Raw genomic sequence first — 19,285 nt, 5'->3', positions numbered from 1 at the left:
TTAATAATATGAGAAATAACAGAGCCATTATGCAGTAGTCACAGCCCTTTTAAGCCAGTTCTTTCCTTCAGTAATGCGAGTTACCATCATTGCACAAACTGTATCGCCGCAGGCGTTTAAAAGCGTAGCCATGGGGTCGACGAGAGTTCCTATAATCATTACCACTGGAAGCATTTCTATCGGGAAATTGTAGACCGTCATCACAAGTATTTCACCTATATACCCACCGTTCGGTATCCCACCTTCAACCGTGCTTACAATTATAGTAATTCCAAGCGCCATAATGATAGTGTAGGGATCAATGAAATCCTTTCCCATGATCGCAAATACAGCAGCAATTTTTATTATTGAGGATATGCTGGATCCATCTTTATGAATGGGTGCCCCTATAGGGATGGCTAAATTTGCAATATGGTCCGGCACTTTCATCGCCTTAACAGCAACCAGATTGGCCGGTATGGTGGCAACACTGCTACAGGTACTTAATGCAGTGAAAGATGGAATAATATTGTTTTTCCAGTAAATACTGACACCCTGGGCACCTCCCGCGATAAATGCATAGAAGCTGAAAAACACAATAAAATAAAACAAACTTAATCCATAATAGATGGCCATCGAGTGTGCATAAGTGCCAAACAATTGGGGTCCAAACACACCTATTTGATAGGCAAAATATGCACCTAGACCAATAGGTGCTAGCTTCATTATTAATATTAGTAATTGCTTCATCACCTCGTCTCCGCTGGTAAGAAACTTCTTGAATGAGTCACCCGCTTGACCGGAACGGGATGTGGAAAAACCAACCAGGAATGAAAATATGATAAAAGCCAGCATACTTTTACGGGATAAAAGCTCATAAAATTCATTCACCGTTAATAAGCTTGCCGCCTGCTCACCAAAACTTTGAGGTTTTAATTCTTCAGTGACTTGTGCAACGGTTTCTATATTTTGAGGTAGTGGAAACATCCATACGGCAAGCACCGTTAAAATTGCTGATACTAATACGGTTCCGACGAAAACAGAAAACATCACCACCATAACTTTGCCCATTTTCTTGGTACGGTCAATATTAGCAATGGACGAAGAAATGGCGAAAAAAATAAGTGGAATAACTGCCGTAAAAAGGAGATTTAAAAAAATATCTCCTATTGGTTTTAATAATTCAACCTGCTTGCCTAACAACAAGCCTAATATGGTACCGGAAATAATCCCTATGAGCAGTAATATTATACTCCTGTAATTATTGAAAAAATCCGATTTGTGATAAACCATTATAAGCCCAGTTTAGCAGAAATTTCAAGCATACGTTCGATAGGTTTTCGGGCTTTTATTATTACATCCATTGGTATTGTAACTTCTGGCAGTCCATTTTTAATACATAGATAAAGCTTCTCTAGTGTATTCCTTTTCATGTGCGGACAGTCATTGCATGCGCATGCATTATTTGGGGGAGCAGGAATAAATACCTTTCCCGGATTAGCCTTTTCCATTTGATGAATAATTCCGCTTTCTGTAGCAACAATAAATTCATTTGCAGGATCGTTTATGGTAAATTTCAATAAACCCGTTGTGGAGCCAATGTAATCGGCCATTTTTAATACTACCTCTTCACATTCTGGATGAGCTATAAATTTGGCTTCAGGATGACGCGCTTTTAGCTTCAATATCCGCTGTTGCGAGAATATTTCATGCACCATACATGCGCCATTCCACAAAACCATTTCTCTCCCTGTTTTTTTGGCAACCCAGGCACCTAAATTTCTGTCCGGTCCGAAAATTATTTTTTGTTCTTTGGGCAAGCTTTCCACTATCTGGACGGCGTTTGATGAAGTGCAAACAATGTCGCTCAATGCCTTTAATTCAGCAGTACAGTTGACATAAGTAATTACAAGATGTTCCGGATATTTCTCTTTAAACTTAGCAAAAAGCTTCGGAGGACAACTATCTGATAAAGAACAACCTGCCTTTAAGTCAGGCAGTAAAACTTTTTTCTCCGGTGATAAAATCTTGGCTGTTTCAGCCATAAAATGAACTCCTGCAAAAACAATAATGTCTGCATCGGTTTTTGCTGCTTCTTGTGATAAGCCTAAACTATCTCCAATGTAATCTGCTATATCCTGTATATCAGGCTCCTGATAATAATGGGCTAGTATTACAGCATTTTTTTCTTTTTTTAGACGGTCTATTTCTTGAAAGAGATCCAGCGCCGGATCAATCGGTTCATCAATAAAACCTTTAATATTTAGTTCTTCGAAGGTATTCATTTATCAACTATTCAATAAATACAATTTAATATTTTAAATAAAATATATTGTTTATTAGGGTGTTAGTTATGTTAGAAAATAGGTTTACATTTTTAAGTAATAATTGTTTTTAATTAATTACTAACAATATGTTAACACTAATTACTTGATATGTCATTGATTTACAAATAGTTTATTAATCTTAATTTTTTCATAAAATTTTAAAATGTGTAGTCTTTCTATATAGTAAATAGTGGATTACTTTTAAATTATGTCTTAAAACTATTTCAAAAATAAGTTAAAATCATTTCAAACGGTTTACTTATTAGTCTGTTTATAAATTATTCAACCACTATTACCACTAAATTAACATCTTTGATGCTGTTGTTAACAAGATGTAGTATTAAGCATATTTTTTACAGTATATAAATGAAAAATGTTGATTTCCTTGTTGTAGGTTCCGGTATAGCGGGACTTAGTTTTGCCCTAAAGGCTGCTAAATATGGTAAGGTATTGATCGTTACGAAGGCCAATGAAGATGAATCTAACACTAAGTATGCTCAGGGTGGTGTTGCCGTGGTTGTTGATAAAGAAGAAGATTCGTTTGCTAAACACATAGAAGATACTCTAATTGCAGGCGATGGATTATGTGATAAACGGATTGTTGAAATTGTTGTTACGGAAGGCCCTGCTCGAATTGATGAAATTATCAAATACGGAACCAGTTTCGATAAAACACAGCATGGTATTTTTGATCTCGCTAAAGAAGGCGGTCACTCAGAAAGCAGGGTTTTACACTATAAAGATATTACCGGATTTGAGATTGAGCGTGCCTTATTGGAAAAAATTCACAATGATACTAATATAGAGATACTCACTCATTATTTTGCGGTCGAATTAATAACACAGCATCATACAGGTGAGTTTGTAGACAAGCGGTCGGAAGATATACAGTGTTACGGTATTTACGCATTAAATACCGCTACCGGTAAAGTTGACAAGTTTCTATCGAAAGTTACATTAATGGCATCAGGAGGTGCAGGTCATATTTATTCTACCACAACCAACCCGGTTATAGCAACTGGTGATGGAATAGCCATGGTCTACAGAGCCAAAGGTAAGGTTAGAAATATGGAATTTATTCAGTTTCATCCCACTGCCTTATATAACCCCGGAGAGTACCCGTCATTCTTAATATCTGAAGCAGTTCGGGGTTTTGGCGGTGTTTTAAAAACAAGAAATGGTGAGGAATTTATGCAAGATTATGACGAGAGGGGCTCGTTGGCACCTCGCGATATTGTAGCACGAGCAATAGATGCCGAGATGAAAAAGTCGGGCGACGATTTTGTTTTTTTGGATATCAGGCACCGAGACAAAGCTGATATTTTATCTCATTTCCCAAATATTTATGCGAAATGCTTAAGTATAGGTTTGGATATGACTAAGGATTTTATTCCTGTTACACCAGCAGCACACTATATGTGTGGAGGAATACTTGTCGATGAGTATGGAAGGTCATCAATACACAGGCTTTATGCTTGTGGCGAATGTTCCTCCACAGGACTGCACGGAGCTAACAGGCTGGCCTCCAATTCCCTTTTGGAAGCACCAGTTTTCGCCCACAGAATATTCGAAGATGCTGTAAAGAATTTCACTAATTATGATAATCCGGAAAACGTTCCAGAATGGGACGAAACTGATACAAGATTGTCAAATGAAGATATACTTGTAACGCATAATCTCAGGGAGACGCAAAAAGTTATGAGTGATTATGTCGGAATAGTTAGGTCTGATTTCAGGTTAGATAGAGCTCTAAGAAGACTTGGCCTTTTGCATGAGGAAACAGAAAGTTTTTATAAGAAGACAACTTTATCTGTTACATTGTGCGAGTTAAGGAACGTCATTCAGAATGCTTATCTGGTTATCAAATCTGCTATGTTAAGAAAGGAAAGCAGGGGTCTCCATTATACAACTGATTATAAATCTCATGCCCAGTCTCCCCACGACACTGTTTTATAAAATATATCTATGCCTACGATTCTTCCTGTAAAAGGTATTTATCCTAAACTGGGTTTAAATTCATTTATTGCCGATAATGCCACAATTGTAGGCGACGTATTAATGGGCGACAATTGCTCTGTATGGTTCAACGCCGTAGTTCGGGCAGATGTAAATTATATAAGAATTGGCTGTAATACTAATATTCAGGATGGGGCAGTAATTCATTGCACATATTTGAAAGCCGGGACTGATATTGGCAGTAATGTTTCTATCGGACATAACGCACTGGTACATGGTTGCATAATTTTGGATCACGTTCTTGTAGGAATGGGAGCAATTGTTATGGATTATGCAGTTGTTGAGGAGTTTTGCATAATTGCAGCCGGGGCTGTAGTTCTTGAAAACTCGATTTGCGAATCGGGTTTTCTATATGCTGGCGTGCCTGCCAGGAAGATAAAGCCCCTGACATTAGATCAAAGAGAAATGCTTGAAAAACTTCCTCAAAATTATATCATGTATTCTGGTTGGTTTACTCAGGATTGAGTTTTGGGATGATAATTGCTTCTTCAAGATCCCAGTTAGGTCTTAAAGATATCACTGTTTCAAATGTCCAGGTTTTTTCGGGTTGCTGTCGCGTATTTACATTCCCGGAATCCCATATTCCATTTTTGTTTTCGTCGTAAATTATTCTGACTTTATATTTGGCTGTTGGGTAAGTCAAATAATTTAAAGTCGTATTTTTACTAAGAATATCCTGCCTGTAGATTGTCTCTTTGTCACTCATCCATTGTACAATGTAGCTGCTTAAAGTATCGGGCACAGTTATTTTTATTGAAATATTTCCATAATTATCTTCTGTATCCAAACTAAAACGCTTGACATAAAGTTTGGATTTATTCCCGTAAAGATCTGTAAATGCGTTTTCATCTACCCTTAGATTGTATTCTTTATCAATTTTCCAGGGATATTTAAGACTAAATATTCTGTCATTTCCAGTTTGTTTTTGTATATTGAATTTAACTTCAACCGAATCTTCCATTAGTTTTATTTGTGATTCCTGAACTGACTTAATTGGCGTGGTCAATCGAAGTAGTAAGTCTGCTTTTGGTTTGATTTTAGTCCCAGAGATATTGTCGGTCACCAGAATGACACGATTGTAAACATCTCTTTTAGAACGTCGAAGTGTTATAGTGTCTAACGGTATTCCTCCACTTGCTACGGCCACCTTAATTGAGTCAAACGTAAGTGCCGGCAGCCAGATTAGTGCAGTGTCTCGTGTGTTGCTAATTTCGGCCGTTTTAGCTCCGTTCAGATCAAGAGGGTCAATGATATTAACGGTGGGTGCGAGTAGTGGTTTGTTAAATGTGAGAATGATGCGTCCATCACTCTCAATTTTTCTTTCCGCGACAGAAAAGATTGCCGGGACAGCTTTGAAAACTTCAATTCGTATGTTCTCAGTGTTTTTATTCAAAACTATAGAATCTTTCAAAAATCCTATTTCTTCATTTTGCCCATTATAAATCCTGTCGCCTCCTCCCTGTTCAGCTAATGCATAGATGCGATAAGTGTCTTCGCGCAGATTTTTTAAACTAAATGCCCCAGCTGAATCTGTAGTAGTGAAAAAGCTCGCTCGTTTTTTGCCGAATAATGAATCTAATCTCGTGGGCAGAATAAACACTGTGACATCTTTAAGCTTCTCTTTTGTCAGCGCATTTGTGACTGTTCCGCTTAGTGAAAGTGAGTCGATTTGGTCTCCTGTAGCGAAAACATAGGTGTAATTCTTTAGTATATTGCTTTCATTTACATCGGTGATTGCTTTCCCGAAGTTTATGGTATAGGTAGTCTTTTCTTCGAGTGGTTTAGGAAATTTAATTTCAAGGACTTTTTTTCTGGCTTTAAATTCCGGAAGGACATCCAAAGCAGGTGAAATACTTATCTCGCTGAATTCATTTGTTAGTTTTATGAATTCATCAAATTCTATTTCGATTTTTTCAAATGCGAAGTTTCGTGTTAGATTTTTTGGTTCTTCGTTTGTAATTTTGGGAGAAATAGTGTCCCTGGGTCCGCCTGTCGGGGATTGCATGCTGGCACAGGACGAAAATATCAAAAGGATTATGCCTGCGGATATTTTTTTTTTAAGAAACCTTTCAATCGTAAAATTTGCCATTTAGAAGCCCATGGTAGAAACGTGGTTGGTTTTGGACAATTATGTATGTCTAATATAAAATTGTGTTGCCTGAGGCATATTTTTAAATTATGTAATATGTGTTGCAAATATCTTATAATCAATTAGTTAGTAACTATTTATTCATATGAACCATTAAAACGGAAATGTCGGACGGGGATACTCCGGAAATCCTCGAGGCCTGTCCAAGGGTTCGTGGTTTTATCTTCATAAGTTTTTCTCGGGCTTCTTTTGATAGTGATACAAGTTCAAAGTAATTGAATTCTGTATTAATGACGTGGTCTTCCATCCGTTTCATTTTATCTACTATTTCTAGTTCCTTAGCAAAATAGCTTTCGTATTTGATTTTTATTTCTGCCTGTTCGATTGTTTCTAAATCGTAATTGTTTAGAAGTGTGTCCAATGCTGGGTCGGCTTGACGTATGTTTTTAAAAGTTATTTGTGGTCGTGTGACGAGTTGAAACATTTTTACATTTTGTGTAATTGTCGGTGTTCCAGCAGATTCAAGAGTGTTATTTACGTTTTCAGGAGTTATTGATGTATTTCTAAGGTAGTCAACAATTATTTCTGTGTTTTTTATTTTGTTGTGAACCTGTTTTAAACGAGTTTCTGATATAAGACCAAGTTCGTAACCTATCGGTGATAAACGAATATCTGCGTTGTCTTGTCGTAGAAGTAAACGATGTTCTGCCCTGGAGGTGAACATTCTATAGGGTTCGTCGGTGCCCTTTGTAACAAGGTCATCGATTAATACGCCGATATATGATTCTGATCTTTTTAGTATGAGTTCGGGTGCGTTTGTTATTTTTTGATGAGCATTAATACCCGCCACGAAACCTTGACTTGCAGCCTCCTCATATCCGGTCGTTCCATTTATTTGTCCGGCCAGGTATAGGTTTCTTTTTAATTTGGTTTCAAGTGTGAGATTAAGTTGGGTTGGTGGAAAAAAGTCGTATTCAATCGCATACCCAGGTCTGAACATTTTTACGTTCTCAAAACCTTGTATTTTTGTTAGGGCCCTGTATTGAACATCTTCAGGAAGAGAGGTGGAAAATCCATTAACATATATTTCGACCGTGTTCCAGCCTTCTGGCTCTACAAAGATTTGATGCCGGTCACGTTCCGCAAAGCGATTAATTTTATCTTCGATGGATGGACAGTATCTCGGTCCAAGCCCTTTTATGCGGCCTGTAAACATGGGAGATTGTTCAAAACCTTCTTTGAGCGTTTCGTGGACTTCGGTATTGGTGTATGTGATCCAGCAACATCTTTGCTCTTTTGGTAGTGGAACATCCGTATACGAAAAGCGACCACGCACATCGTCACCCCATTGCTCTTCCATTTTTGAATAATTCAATGATCTTCCGTCGACTCTGGGCGGGGTTCCTGTTTTCATTCTTCCAGCTTCAAATCCCAAGTTTACCAACTGCTCTGTAATCCCGGTAGCAGCTTTTTCGCCTGTTCTTCCCCCTCCGTATTTTTTTTCGCCAATATGAATTTCTCCGTTTAGAAATGTTCCATTAGTTAGTACGACTGCTTTTGCTTGGATTTCTATTCCTAAGGTGGTTTTAACTCCCCTAACTTCGTCTCCTTCGATAAGTAATGCTGTAACAGTATCTTGCCAGAAATCAACATTGGGCGTTTGTTCCAACATTAAACGCCATGCTTCCGCGAACCTCGCTCTGTCTATTTGAGCTCTTGGACTCCACATTGCAGGACCCTTGGAACTGTTTAGCATTCTAAATTGTAATGTCGTCTTGTCAGAAATGATCCCTGAGTATCCTCCTAGCGCATCGATCTCCCTTACAATTTGACCTTTAGCGACTCCGCCCATTGCTGGATTACAGCTCATTTGAGCTATTGTCCCCATGTTCATTGTGATAAGAAGAACTTTTGAGCCAAGGTTCGCTGCTGCGGCAGCGGCTTCACATCCGGCATGACCAGCCCCAACTACTATTATATCGTATTTATTAAACATTTTTTTTGCGTTCCACGTGGAACAATTTATTCGTTGATGATTTCACTATGCAACGTTCCACGTGGAACACGTTTGAACAATGAACTAAATGCCGCTATTGCCCATACTCCTTCAAGTATAACAAACGGGTAGAATTTTATCAAGTAAGCGGAGTATCCACACAGTATTGCGCCAATGATATTAAGCGTGACATATATTTTGCTATTAGAAGTTAATACCCCTCGCAAATTGAGCAGAAAGCCTATTAATAATAAACTTACGCCTATGGATCCTAATATATCTGATTGGCTCATTATTAATCGGTTAATTCGAGCCAACGAAGTGTTTTATCATCGATTTGCTGGGTCTTTAGTTCGATCTGCACTGATATCTCTGAGAGCTCTTCATGATCGATAATACCCGAGTTTAAACTCCTTGTTAAACTTAATACCTCTTTTTCGAGAATTTTTATTTTATCCTCTATTTCCTGTAATTCTTTTTCCTCTTTATAGGACAGCTTTTTAGAAGGTACGTCTGCCTTTAAAGATTTAGATGTTTGCCATTCGGGCTTGGAAGGTTTTTTTAGTTCATCTTGTTCTAACCGATAATCAGTGTAGTTGCCGGAATATATTCTCACCTTACCCCCTCCTTCAAAAATAAATAACTGATCAGTTAAACGGTCTATCAAATATCGGTCATGGGATACTAGCATCAAAACTCCTGGAAAATTCATTAGGAATTCCTCAAGAACATTTAGAGTATCTATGTCAAGGTCGTTAGTCGGTTCATCCAAAATCATATAGTTTGGATTCTTCATTAAAACGCGCATTAGTTGAAGCCTTTTCTTTTCACCCCCGCTTAATTTATTTACAAAGCCGTATTGTTTAGCAGGCGGAAAAAGAAAATGAGTGAGAACCTGACTAGCTGTTAGGTTTTTGCCATCAGCCATAGTGATGTATTCCGCAACATTTTTAACTACATCAATAACGCGCTCGTCACCCTTAAATTCTAGCCCCCCCTGTTTGTAGTATCCAAATACGGTAGTTTCACCAACCTTTACACTGCCATTGTCGGGTTTTAGTAAACCTGTAATTAAGTTAAGCAGGGTCGATTTTCCTGTACCGTTTTTTCCCGCTACACCAATTCTATCTCCCTTCTTGAAAGTATAAGAGAAATTCTGTATAACTGGATATTCGTTAAAGGATTTGCTAACGTGATCGAGTTCAAGAATCTTATTCCCTTGGCGTGATACGTTGACACTCAATTCAAGGTTGGATTTAATTTGCCTTCCTTTTGTTTTTTCCTCCAGATCATAGAACGAGTCAATGCGTGATTTTGATTTCGTAGTCCGGGCTTTAGGTTGACGACGCATCCATTCAAGTTCTTTTCTCAAAAGATTTACATTCTTGTTGAACGACGCATCATCTGCAGCATCTTGTTCGGCTTTTCTTTCGAGATAATAGCTGTAATTACCATTGAAATTCTGCAGTTTCCCTCGGTCTAATTCAATTATCCGCGTTGATACATTGTCAAGGAAATATCGATCATGGGTAACCAGAATCACTGTCTTTTGTCCGGTTGTCATAAAATTTTCCAACCATTCGATAGTCTCGATATCCAAATGATTTGTTGGTTCGTCCAGCAAGTAAACATCGGGATCGTCAATAAGTAATTTTGCCAGCGCTAAACGCTTTCTTTGTCCACCAGACAAAGTAGCAATGTTTTGCTCCAATTTTTGAATACCGAGCCTGCCAAGTATGGTCTTGATTTCATATTCATACTCCCAGGCATTTTCCGAGCTAAGTTCATCCATTAACCTGTTGAGAAGTTTCTCATTCGTAACACCCTGATTAACAGCTTCTTCGTACTGTCTAATAAGTTGTTGACGCGAATTTCCTATCGAATAAATGAAGTCGCTAATGCTGGCCTGATCGTCGAATTGTGGATCTTGTTCAAGATACCCTATTCTAAGTTCCCGCTCTGTTACAACTTTCCCAAGCCCTGGAGCAAGAATACCAGATAGTATCTTTAATAAAGTAGACTTTCCGGTACCATTAATCCCAACCAGGGCAACTCGTTCGCCCTTATTTATACCAAAATAAAGGTCGGTGAATAACCAGTTATCATTAAATGAATGCCCTAATTGTTCTGTTGATAAAATGCTCACACTAATTTTTATATTACTTAAATCATTCCCACCTTTATGACAATAAGACAGCTACGAGAAATAAAAGTTCTTATTTAGCAGGGAAATCTTAATCATTCATCTGCAAAGGTACATATTTGATTTTTGGAATAAATATTGTGTGTTGTAACATGTAATTTAATGTAATCATGAAAAAAATAGTTCACAGAGCCAATGACCGGGGTATCCAGGATCATGGTTGGCTAAAAGCAGCACATTCATTTAGTTTTGCTCAGTATCACAATCCCTCAAAGATGCATTTTGGACTTTTAAGAGTTTTAAATGATGATATTGTGTCTCCGGGAATGGGCTTTGGCACACATGGGCACGATAATATGGAAATCGTTACTATACCTCTAAAGGGATCATTGGCACATAAAGACAGTTTAGGATCGATTGGTAATATAAGCTCTGGAGAAGTACAAATGATGTCGGCTGGAAGTGGAATTCAACATTCTGAGTTCAATGGTTCATCGATAGAGGAAGTTAACCTTCTTCAAATTTGGGTCTTACCGAAAGAGCGAAATATTAATCCAAGGTATGATCAGCAGAAGTATAACCTGGAGGATAATAACAACTCATTTGTTACCTTAGTTTCATCTGAAAAGAAGCCCGGCGTTATGTGGATTAACCAGGATTCGGTTTTTAGTCTTGGGACATTTGACACGGTTAGTAAAGCAAACTATACAATTAAACATTCCGGAAACGGAGCTTATATATTCCTCATCGAAGGTGAAATAGAGATTGATGGAATTATTTTGGAAAAAAGAGATGCGCTTGGGGTATATCATACAGATAGTATTGATATTAATATCAGAGAGAACTCTAAAATACTTATTATTGAAGTACCAATGGAATAAGAGTTAAAGGGTTAATTTTCCCAGGTAATAATTCTCTTTGGCAGTCATTAGAGTTTTTGCAGTTTTTCCTTTGTCAGTATAACCAAGAAGATGCAATGTTCCGTGCACCATAACACGATGTAATTCATCATGATCCGGGACTTTAAAGGTTTGTGCATTTTCGCTAACCCGATCTATGCTAATGAAAATATCGCCAACTATGCGATGATCATTATCGCTATTATCAAAAGTGATGATATCGGTGAAAGTATCGTGTTTAAGATATTCTTGGTTTATCGCAAGCAAATAGTTGTCACTACAAAACACAAAATTTAATTCCTTTAGGTGAAAACCTTCGGCCTCGATAGTTTCTTTTATCCACTTTCGCAGGGATATTTTATGCTTTAATTTGAATGGGACGTCTTCAGAAAAAAACTTAATTTGGAACAGGGACATTAAATTTTAAAGTGCAGCTCGAGTTCATTCCCTCTGGAATTGAAGATGCATTGATCAGCCAAACGTTTGATAATGAAAACACCTCTGCCCGTAAGATTTTCAAGATTTTCTGGTGCTGTCGGGTCTGGAAGGCTATTAAAATCAAATCCATCACCCTGGTCTGATACAGTGAAAATTAATCGCTTATCTTCTATAACCTCCAGATTAATATATACTATTTTACTTGGGTCCTCCCTATTACCATGGATAATGGCATTTACCGTGGCTTCGCTAAGGCATGTTAGTACATTCGCATAAATTTCATCGCTCAAGTTATATTTCTCACTCAGAGTATCAATGAAGTTTTCAACCGTTGTAATACTATCAATTTTCGATGGTAATTGCAGAGTATACAATGCTGTGTTATCCGAAAATTCTGTCTGATTAATCATTTATAACCCGAATTTAAGTATTTAAAATAATCACCGACCTTTATTTTGTAAAAAGAATTTAAGGAGGGCGGTACTGTTTTAAGCAAATCCGTCTCTTTTTGTTTGATTTTTTGGTATTCCTGTAGGATGATCTTATGATCCGGTGCAATTGCTACACCCTCTTTACTCTCTCTTTTGTCCTCTTGTTCCCGTTCTCGTTCAGCTTTATCTGCCTGCAAGAGTTTGCTTAGTATTTCCTGCTGCCTGTTCAACGTCTCCTGCTGAATTTTCTTGTTTACGAGATCGGTTTCAGTTTGTTCCATCTCTTTCATTAATTGATCAAGGTTCCCCAAACCGCTCTTACCATCTTTATTCTCCAGTCTGTTAATTTCCTGCATAGCCTGACGGATCATCTGCTGCTCCCGTGCCATTCTTGCAAGTTGTTCACTCATGCCCTGCCCTTGCCCTTGCTGCCCTTGACCGGGCTGCTGTCCTGGCTGCTGTCCTGGCTGTTGTCCTGGCTGTTGTCCCTGCTTTTTCTGAGCAGCCTGTTTCTGCATTTCTTCCCGCGCCTTTTGCATGTTTTTATTCAATTGCTCCTGCATTTTGCTTAACTGTGAAAGGCTTTGTTTCTTTTTTCCTTTGCTTCCAGGCTTGCCGTTTTGCTGAGCTTGTTGCATCTGATCTAAAGCCTCATTAAGCATTAGAGCCAAATTGTTAATTGAGGTCATTGCAAATTGCTGGTTACGATTAGCTTCAGCTGTACGGCGTTCACCCAAACTTTCTATTGCTTTTCCAACATTAAAGTTTATTACCTGTATTTCCTTATTCACAACGGATTGGATCTGAGGCACTTTTTTGCTAAGAGAATATAAACTATCCTCGATCATTTTTAGATTGTCTTTAATATCTCTCTGTTTTTGAGTTTGCAATACGTATAAAGGATCGGTGGTGTTCATACCGCGCACAGATTGCATTGTTTTTTCCTGGTCAAAAGAACTGCTAACAAGGTTATCCAGAATTTCACGAAGTGCTTTGGTATTAACTTCACTCTCTTCTTCTTCACTTTCTTGCTGCATAGCTTCCAGCTTTTTTGAAAGTTGCTCCATTTGGTCGGCTGCTTCTTTCTGATTTTCAGAAGCTTTTTTCTCATCCTTCTTTTCCAGGTTTTCAGAACTCTTCTGTTGCTCCTGCTCTATTTTTTGCTGCTCTTTTTCTTGACTTACAAATTCATTTTTTTGATTAAGAGCTTCGTTTTTCTTTTCAAGTTCTGTTAAGTCTTCTTTTAAATCCTTAAAGTCTTCTTTAAGCTCTTTCTGCTCTTCTTTAAGCTTTTCATTTTCTGACTTTTTATCTAAAGTCTTCTCGCTAAGAACTTCCTGTTTTTTTGAAAGTTCCTTGAGTTTGTCGATCGACTCGGTAAGTTTCTGATCAAATTCAAGTTGCTTGTATAATTCAAGTATCCTGTCGAGTTCTTTTTGTAAAGATTTATTATCGAGCTGCATCTTAGAAAGCTCTTCCTGGGTCAAAGCCTTGTTGTTCTTTTCCAGTAGTTTTTCGATATTTTTTAGAATTTCACGGGTCTTTTCATCTAAAACATTATTAAACAAATTTTCGATTTGTTTTTGCTTTTCAAGAATTTTCTCATTCTGTTCCCTATTTTCATTCTGCTCAAAAAGATTTTGTTTGTTCTCTTTCTGAATTTCTTTCACTAGCTCTTCAAGCTCCTTCTGTTTTTGGAGAAGTGCTTCAACTTGTTTCTTTTCTTCGTAAGTGAGGTTCTTTTTATTTAATAGGTCTTGATTTAGACGCTTTGCTTCTTTTTCAACCAGGGAAGATTGACGGATAGCCTGCGCCATTTTTTCTTTGATCTGTTCTGAATTCGCTTCAAGCTTTTTTTCTACTTCACGGTCTGAAGCAATCTTAAATGTCCGGATAGCGGAGCGACTGGCCTTTGAACCATTAACTCCATCGTTATCAAATATTTCGAAATAATATTCGATCTGGTCGCCTGGTTGTGTTTTAGCATCATTAACATTCCAAATATGGAAGAAATTGCTTTGAAGACTATTTCTGTCAAAACTCACCGTTTTTATCTCGGGTTTTACAATAGTTGCTGTCCCGCCTGCCGGCAAAACCCTGTAATTAAAGTTCAGTTTGGAGAAGCCATGATCATCATTTACCTGGCCTACAAAGTAAAGAATTTTCGCATTAACAGAATCTGGACGTTCTGTCACATCTATCATAGGCATCAAATCCGGTATAACCCGTAACTGATAAGATACAGAATCCGAAGTTGAAACATCGTTGCTTACAGGGCGGATATTGTAAGTTATATTCCTTAAAGCCCGATATGAAAAATTAAAGTGGCCTGCATCGGCTTGGCGAATCCGGAAATTCTGTTTATCCATTTTAACGTCCAAATGATCGCTGCTTCGCGCTCTAAATCTCCAGTTTATCCTGGTCCCTTCAGGAACGTTCAGATCACCTGAATTTTCCAGCCTTTCATTGGTTTTACTTAGGTAAGCCGGGTACTCAAGAAAAACATCAAAATCCAGCAGGGTTGGTCGCTCTATAACTTTCAAAACATAATCTTCCGAATTAAACTCTCCACCTCTAAGTCTAATCGTTTTAGTTTTCTGGAGATTCTTAAAAGTATAATTGAAGCGAATAATATTTTCTTTATCCAGCTTAAAAGTATTTGCCCCATCTTCCAAATAGAGTTCGGCAGGAATTTCGTTCCCGGTAAGCTTGACTTTTAGTGTATAATCATCGCCTTGTATTGCTGATAGATTTTGATTTATTAGTTCGAAACTAAAGGGAGCTTTTTTGACAAAGCGCTTGTTATGATTTAAAAGTCGTTCTGTACTTTCACTTAGTATTGATGGGGCTGCGAAAAAGACAATTATGATAGCCGATAAAGGTACTAACGCATACTTAATATATTTCCTGTTGTCTTCGATATGCACTGCCGAGCTGAACGGTACAGGACGCAGCTCAGCAATTTTCTGATCGATACTGGCTTCGATCAAAGCTCTCTGTTCCGGATTAATGTCCGAGAGCTTTTTCAATTGCAATGTATTTAATAACTTGTCTTTAACAGGTTGGAAATGATCTCCGATAATATCTGAAGCCTGTTCATAACTTATTGTTTTCCCAAGCCGGAAATATGACAACAACGGAATAATGATATAGGTTGTTAGGATAGCGACGTTACCGAGAATAAAAGTATAGAACAGAAATGTCCTTATGAGTGGATCAAAGCGCCCGTAATACTCGGCAACTGCTACCAGGATGTAAGCCGCGAAAAGTGAGGCAGCCATGAAAATGGAACCCTTAATAACTCTGTTCAGGTAATATTTACGGATGAATCCGTCAATTTTCTGAATTAAATGCGCGTAATTATCTGCAGACCTGCTCATGGGTAGTATTCACGTCTATTAACATTAAAATTACGAAAATTACGTTTACGATGTATCTAAAAATATAATACAGTTGGATGTTATCAGTATAACACGGGAAATTTCACTGTTTTTTCTTCAGAAGAATAACATTTGCCACTTTTCGCTCCCCTTCATGATCCCACTTCTTATTGTCAGACGGGTAATTGACAACCCCATTACCTTCGTGCCCCTTAATCCACAAGCTAGTAGATCCTCCGCCATCAAGATTAATTGCATCGTCAGATTTCAGCCACCGCATTAGTTTGGTCAGTTCAAACAAGCTCATCCCTGCCGAATTAGCATCTCTCCCATCAACAGTTATTAGAAGCACCCTGTTATTTTTAGTAATAGCAATAGCGGTACGCGGATGCCGGGTTATGTTAAATGCGTTGGAATCGAGTTTTTCGTCAAATTGATTCATAATAAGCAGGGGGCCGGTAACCATAATGTCTTCCCCGACAAGTGAATTTTCCCAGTATGAATCGCCATTAAACTTTGCAATACTTAATTTTCCCTTGTTGAAGACGAGTGCAGAGGATTGATGACCGGTGCGAGCTCCGTTTTTTCCTAAACGGTTTTCGTTTATTACCTTCCCGTCCGATTTAATGAAATCAACAGATCCGCCATTTGCAATGTCGAAAAAAGTACCATTCAAAGCAGCAAGTGAATTTGCGGACTTACCAAATTCGCTGGTGGTTATAAGCTTTTTAGCATCGTAACCCAGATCCAGCATCAGTTTTTTTTTCGGTTTTATTTCAAGGATGCTGACGTTCTGGTTTGTACCAAATAGATTGTTATTGAACCAATGGGTTTTTAGCATAACACCGGAGGTGATCTTTTTCTTTTTCCATTCGGCTTCAACAACGTTAGTAGAGTCGGTTTGTGAAAAAGCTTGGCCGAAGCAAGCAATCAGTAACAGGGTCGCGAGTAATTTCATTGAATAAAGCTTATTGGTGCTAAGTTAAGGTTTATCAATAAATAATAAAGCCCTGCCTGGAAAACAGACAGGGCCTTATCGTACCACACTTTATTATTTCTTAGGATCTAGCGCATCGTTGATTCGCACAAGGGCATCATCCAAATGTGATTTAATGACGGAATTACTAAATTTTGGCTGAGCCGTTCTGATCTGAGCCGCTAGAGCCTTCAACTCAAATCTGGCCATAGGGCGGATATCTGATTGGGAAGCATCCATTTGAGGGGCTCCCTGAGCTGTAAACTGCCCAGGACCAGAAGGAGGTGCAGGTTCATTTTCATTTAGCAAAAACGACATCCTTTCTATATAAGCTCTTTGCAGGTTTCTTCGATAGGTATCTACATTTCCACCTGACTTTAATTCAGACCAAATGCTATTTCTTAGATCAGCAAATAGCTCATCCATACTATAAGCTGCAGCACCATTTTTGACTGAATTATCAATAACTCTGTTAAGTCGTGAAAAATCAAGTATTCCATTCAATACGCCTACCTGAGCTCTTCTCAACCTTTCTACAATCCCTGCATTATCAAATTTGTTTAACATCGACTGGTCAAGCATCCAAATGGGAGTTGCAAATGCCTGTTGATTAATAAACTCAAGCGCCTCTTTTTGCTTTGCTTCAGGAACATGAGTATAAACGGGACCTTTCTGCTCGTAGGTTTTATCGTTTTCATATATTCCTCCAATATTGGAACGAACATGACCCATATAGCGGCTCCATTGACTCAACACTTCACCAAATAGTTCTTGTAGGTTATTATAAGGCTGACCTTCTTCATATGTCCACTTTTCGATATTGGGTATTATCCTTTTCAGATTTGCGATACCGTATGTCGATGCTTTTACCGCATCATCTCCCAAATCTTCTGACTGTGACCTCGGATCTATAGGGTTGCCCGTCTGTTGTCCGTAAAAATAAGCCGGATTACCTGCTTTTTCGATGGTCCATTTATTTAGGGTTTTAGCTTCCTCTACAGGGCTTTGGTTATCAAACCAGGTATATCCCCATTTAATAGCCCATTTGTCGTATTCGCCAATTCCTGGATATAGAACTACGCCTTCATCACCAGGTTGGGCGATATAGTTAAAGCGCGCATAATCCATAATAGATGGCGCGGTTCCAGCCATTCTCTTTGTAAAGGTCCTGGAACGAAGCGAATCAACTGGATACGCAACACTGGATCCAAAATTATGCGGCAAGCCAAGTGTATGTCCCACTTCATGTGATGACACGAACCGTACAAGCTGGCCCATTACCTCGTCCTTAAATTTAGCACTACGTGCATCTGGATTTATTGCCGCCGTTTGTACAAAGAACCAGTTTCTAACCAGGTTCATTACATTATGATACCAGCCAATATCAGATTCCATAATTTCACCAGAACGCGGATCCGAGATATGAGGACCATAAGCATTAGCTATGTTTGATGCAAAGTATCGAATAACTGAATACCTGGCATCTTCCGGGGACCAATCGGGATCATTTAATGGTGCCTCTAATGCAGTTATTGCATTTTTAAATCCAGCAGCTTCGAATGCGACGTTCCAATCCTTTACACCTGCTATCAGGTAAGGTCTCCATTTCGCCGGGGTTGCTGGATCAATATAATAAATAATCTGCTTCTTAGGCTCAACAAGCTCTCCACGTTGATAAGCTGCAGGATCTTTGGGTTCAAGTTTCCAACGGTGTATATAGCGTGTAACCTGCGCTTTTTGAGCATCTAATCCATAATCAGTCTGACTTTGTCCAAAAAATCCTACCCTGTCATCAGAAAAGCGAGCTTTATAGGGAACCTTCGGTAACAGTAGCATGGAGTTATGAATTTCCACCGTCATTGAACCGATAGATTTGTCGCCTGGAGGGTCTGTGGCGCGGTAGGTCTTTAAAGATCGAGCTTCGATGTTTATTGGAAAGGATTTAATTGTATCAACGTAGGTGCGTGTTTCATCCATCGTTGTAATCTTATAAAGAGTGCGCAAGCTTTGTGGGAGCCCCAGCGATTGCACATCCTTTGAATAGAGGTCGGTAACGTCAATTACAACTGAACTGGAATCGTTATTTATCGCTTTTATTTCAAATGATGATAAAACGGCGTCAAGGTTTGAGTTTTTTACTGCCTCAAACATTTCTGTTTCTTTTGCTGCAATATTCCTGTATGACGGAATACGAATGAATACCTGCTTGTCTCGCCTTTGCCATTTCCATACCTGCTCATTTAGTTCTTCACCACCATATGTTCCGTCGACGGTTGGAGTTTTTGCATATCGGGTCACCACGAGCATTTCGCGATCGAAGAGTGAATCAGGAATTTCGTAGAAATACTTCCCATCAAGGCGGTGGACTTTGAATAGGCCATTATCAGTCTTTGCTTTATCCGTAATAATCTCCTTGTAAGGCCTGATTCCCGTTTTAGGTGCGGCCGATGCGGGAGCTGGAGTAGTGCTGGTTGCAGGAGCTGTCACCGGAGGTGCCGATCTTCTGTTCTGCGCGTACAAATTTGGGTTTAGATTAAATAAAAGCAAAGCTAGAGCTGCACACCCTAAGTGCGTAAAATTAATTTTCATCTTGAATTATAATGGTTTAGCT

The 19,285-nt window shown here is 38.6% G+C and carries 14 protein-coding genes; 3 read left to right on the top strand and 11 right to left on the bottom strand.

Annotation, left to right across the window (positions count from 1 at the left end):
• Window positions 1–27: 27 nt before the first annotated feature.
• Together ACLL8Z_RS04745 and nadA are read right to left on the bottom strand one after the other, a co-directional pair.
• The gene (locus tag ACLL8Z_RS04745; RefSeq protein ID WP_411273614.1) at window positions 28–1,272 is read right to left on the bottom strand and encodes a dicarboxylate/amino acid:cation symporter; all 1,245 of its coding nucleotides are present in this window, start codon (window positions 1,270–1,272) and stop codon (window positions 28–30) included.
• Window positions 1,272–2,264, bottom strand: a complete 993-nt coding sequence (gene nadA, locus ACLL8Z_RS04740; RefSeq protein ID WP_411273613.1) for a quinolinate synthase NadA — start codon at window positions 2,262–2,264, stop codon at window positions 1,272–1,274. The genes ACLL8Z_RS04745 and nadA overlap by 1 nt, the downstream gene beginning before the upstream one ends.
• 408 nt (window positions 2,265–2,672) lie before the next feature.
• Between nadA and nadB the strand changes: the two genes are divergently transcribed.
• Both nadB and ACLL8Z_RS04730 read left to right on the top strand, forming a co-directional pair.
• Entirely contained in the window at window positions 2,673–4,262 is a 1,590-nt protein-coding gene (nadB, locus tag ACLL8Z_RS04735; RefSeq protein ID WP_411273612.1) for an L-aspartate oxidase, read from the top strand.
• A gap of 9 nt (window positions 4,263–4,271) precedes the next feature.
• Window positions 4,272–4,787 (top strand): gamma carbonic anhydrase family protein, encoded by a 516-nt coding sequence (locus tag ACLL8Z_RS04730; protein ID WP_411273611.1) that lies wholly within the window; start codon window positions 4,272–4,274, stop codon window positions 4,785–4,787.
• Here ACLL8Z_RS04730 and ACLL8Z_RS04725 read toward each other — a convergent pair.
• From ACLL8Z_RS04725 to ACLL8Z_RS04710, 4 genes are all read right to left on the bottom strand, one after another.
• The gene (locus ACLL8Z_RS04725; RefSeq protein WP_411273610.1) at window positions 4,774–6,411 is read right to left on the bottom strand and encodes an Ig-like domain-containing domain; all 1,638 of its coding nucleotides are present in this window, start codon (window positions 6,409–6,411) and stop codon (window positions 4,774–4,776) included. The genes ACLL8Z_RS04730 and ACLL8Z_RS04725 overlap by 14 nt on opposite strands.
• Before the next feature lie 133 nt (window positions 6,412–6,544).
• Window positions 6,545–8,407, bottom strand: a complete 1,863-nt coding sequence (gene mnmG, locus ACLL8Z_RS04720; RefSeq protein ID WP_411273609.1) for a tRNA uridine-5-carboxymethylaminomethyl(34) synthesis enzyme MnmG — start codon at window positions 8,405–8,407, stop codon at window positions 6,545–6,547.
• A 26-nt stretch (window positions 8,408–8,433) separates the two neighbouring features.
• The gene (locus tag ACLL8Z_RS04715; protein ID WP_411273608.1) at window positions 8,434–8,700 is read right to left on the bottom strand and encodes a CBU_0592 family membrane protein; all 267 of its coding nucleotides are present in this window, start codon (window positions 8,698–8,700) and stop codon (window positions 8,434–8,436) included.
• A 2-nt stretch (window positions 8,701–8,702) separates the two neighbouring features.
• Window positions 8,703–10,553: an ABC-F family ATP-binding cassette domain-containing protein gene (locus ACLL8Z_RS04710; RefSeq protein ID WP_411273607.1), complete on the bottom strand. Its 1,851-nt coding sequence runs from the start codon at window positions 10,551–10,553 to the stop codon at window positions 8,703–8,705.
• Between the two features lie 167 nt (window positions 10,554–10,720).
• Between ACLL8Z_RS04710 and ACLL8Z_RS04705 the strand changes: the two genes are divergently transcribed.
• Window positions 10,721–11,431 carry a pirin family protein gene (locus ACLL8Z_RS04705; RefSeq protein ID WP_411273606.1) on the top strand — a complete coding sequence of 237 codons (711 nt, stop codon included), beginning with the start codon at window positions 10,721–10,723 and terminating at the stop codon, window positions 11,429–11,431.
• 3 nt (window positions 11,432–11,434) lie between these two features.
• Here ACLL8Z_RS04705 and ybeY read toward each other — a convergent pair whose 3' ends face one another.
• The 5 genes from ybeY to ACLL8Z_RS04680 form a co-directional block, all read right to left on the bottom strand.
• The gene (gene ybeY / locus ACLL8Z_RS04700) at window positions 11,435–11,866 is read right to left on the bottom strand and encodes an rRNA maturation RNase YbeY (RefSeq protein WP_411273605.1); all 432 of its coding nucleotides are present in this window, start codon (window positions 11,864–11,866) and stop codon (window positions 11,435–11,437) included.
• Complete coding sequence (locus ACLL8Z_RS04695) at window positions 11,866–12,297, bottom strand: ATP-binding protein (RefSeq protein ID WP_411273604.1); 432 nt, start codon at window positions 12,295–12,297, stop codon at window positions 11,866–11,868. The genes ybeY and ACLL8Z_RS04695 overlap by 1 nt, the downstream gene beginning before the upstream one ends.
• On the bottom strand, window positions 12,294–15,698 hold the full coding sequence (locus ACLL8Z_RS04690; RefSeq protein WP_411273603.1) for a DUF4175 family protein: 3,405 nt from the start codon (window positions 15,696–15,698) through the stop codon (window positions 12,294–12,296). Before ACLL8Z_RS04690 ends, ACLL8Z_RS04695 begins: the two co-directional genes overlap by 4 nt.
• A gap of 103 nt (window positions 15,699–15,801) precedes the next feature.
• Window positions 15,802–16,656 (bottom strand): phosphodiester glycosidase family protein, encoded by an 855-nt coding sequence (locus ACLL8Z_RS04685; protein WP_411273602.1) that lies wholly within the window; start codon window positions 16,654–16,656, stop codon window positions 15,802–15,804.
• 93 nt (window positions 16,657–16,749) lie between these two features.
• Window positions 16,750–19,263: a zinc-dependent metalloprotease gene (locus tag ACLL8Z_RS04680; RefSeq protein WP_411273601.1), complete on the bottom strand. Its 2,514-nt coding sequence runs from the start codon at window positions 19,261–19,263 to the stop codon at window positions 16,750–16,752.
• Window positions 19,264–19,285 lie beyond the last annotated feature (22 nt).

This window comes from Daejeonella sp., from assembly GCF_046590655.1.
In the GTDB taxonomy this organism is placed as follows: Bacteria; Bacteroidota; Bacteroidia; order Sphingobacteriales; family Sphingobacteriaceae; genus Daejeonella.
This window is presented reverse-complemented; position numbering and strand designations above follow the sequence as displayed.

Coding starts and splice junctions, on each gene's coding strand:
- ACLL8Z_RS04745 (WP_411273614.1), bottom strand. CDS start 1,272: ATGGTTTATCACAAATCGGATTTTTTCAATAATTACAGGAGTATAATA.
- nadA (WP_411273613.1), bottom strand. CDS start 2,264: ATGAATACCTTCGAAGAACTAAATATTAAAGGTTTTATTGATGAACCG.
- nadB (WP_411273612.1), top strand. CDS start 2,673: ATGAAAAATGTTGATTTCCTTGTTGTAGGTTCCGGTATAGCGGGACTT.
- ACLL8Z_RS04730 (WP_411273611.1), top strand. CDS start 4,272: ATGCCTACGATTCTTCCTGTAAAAGGTATTTATCCTAAACTGGGTTTA.
- ACLL8Z_RS04725 (WP_411273610.1), bottom strand. CDS start 6,411: ATGGCAAATTTTACGATTGAAAGGTTTCTTAAAAAAAAAATATCCGCA.
- mnmG (WP_411273609.1), bottom strand. CDS start 8,407: ATGTTTAATAAATACGATATAATAGTAGTTGGGGCTGGTCATGCCGGA.
- ACLL8Z_RS04715 (WP_411273608.1), bottom strand. CDS start 8,700: ATGAGCCAATCAGATATATTAGGATCCATAGGCGTAAGTTTATTATTA.
- ACLL8Z_RS04705 (WP_411273606.1), top strand. CDS start 10,721: ATGAAAAAAATAGTTCACAGAGCCAATGACCGGGGTATCCAGGATCAT.
- ybeY (WP_411273605.1), bottom strand. CDS start 11,866: ATGTCCCTGTTCCAAATTAAGTTTTTTTCTGAAGACGTCCCATTCAAA.
- ACLL8Z_RS04695 (WP_411273604.1), bottom strand. CDS start 12,297: ATGATTAATCAGACAGAATTTTCGGATAACACAGCATTGTATACTCTG.
- ACLL8Z_RS04690 (WP_411273603.1), bottom strand. CDS start 15,698: ATGAGCAGGTCTGCAGATAATTACGCGCATTTAATTCAGAAAATTGAC.
- ACLL8Z_RS04685 (WP_411273602.1), bottom strand. CDS start 16,656: ATGAAATTACTCGCGACCCTGTTACTGATTGCTTGCTTCGGCCAAGCT.
- ACLL8Z_RS04680 (WP_411273601.1), bottom strand. CDS start 19,263: ATGAAAATTAATTTTACGCACTTAGGGTGTGCAGCTCTAGCTTTGCTT.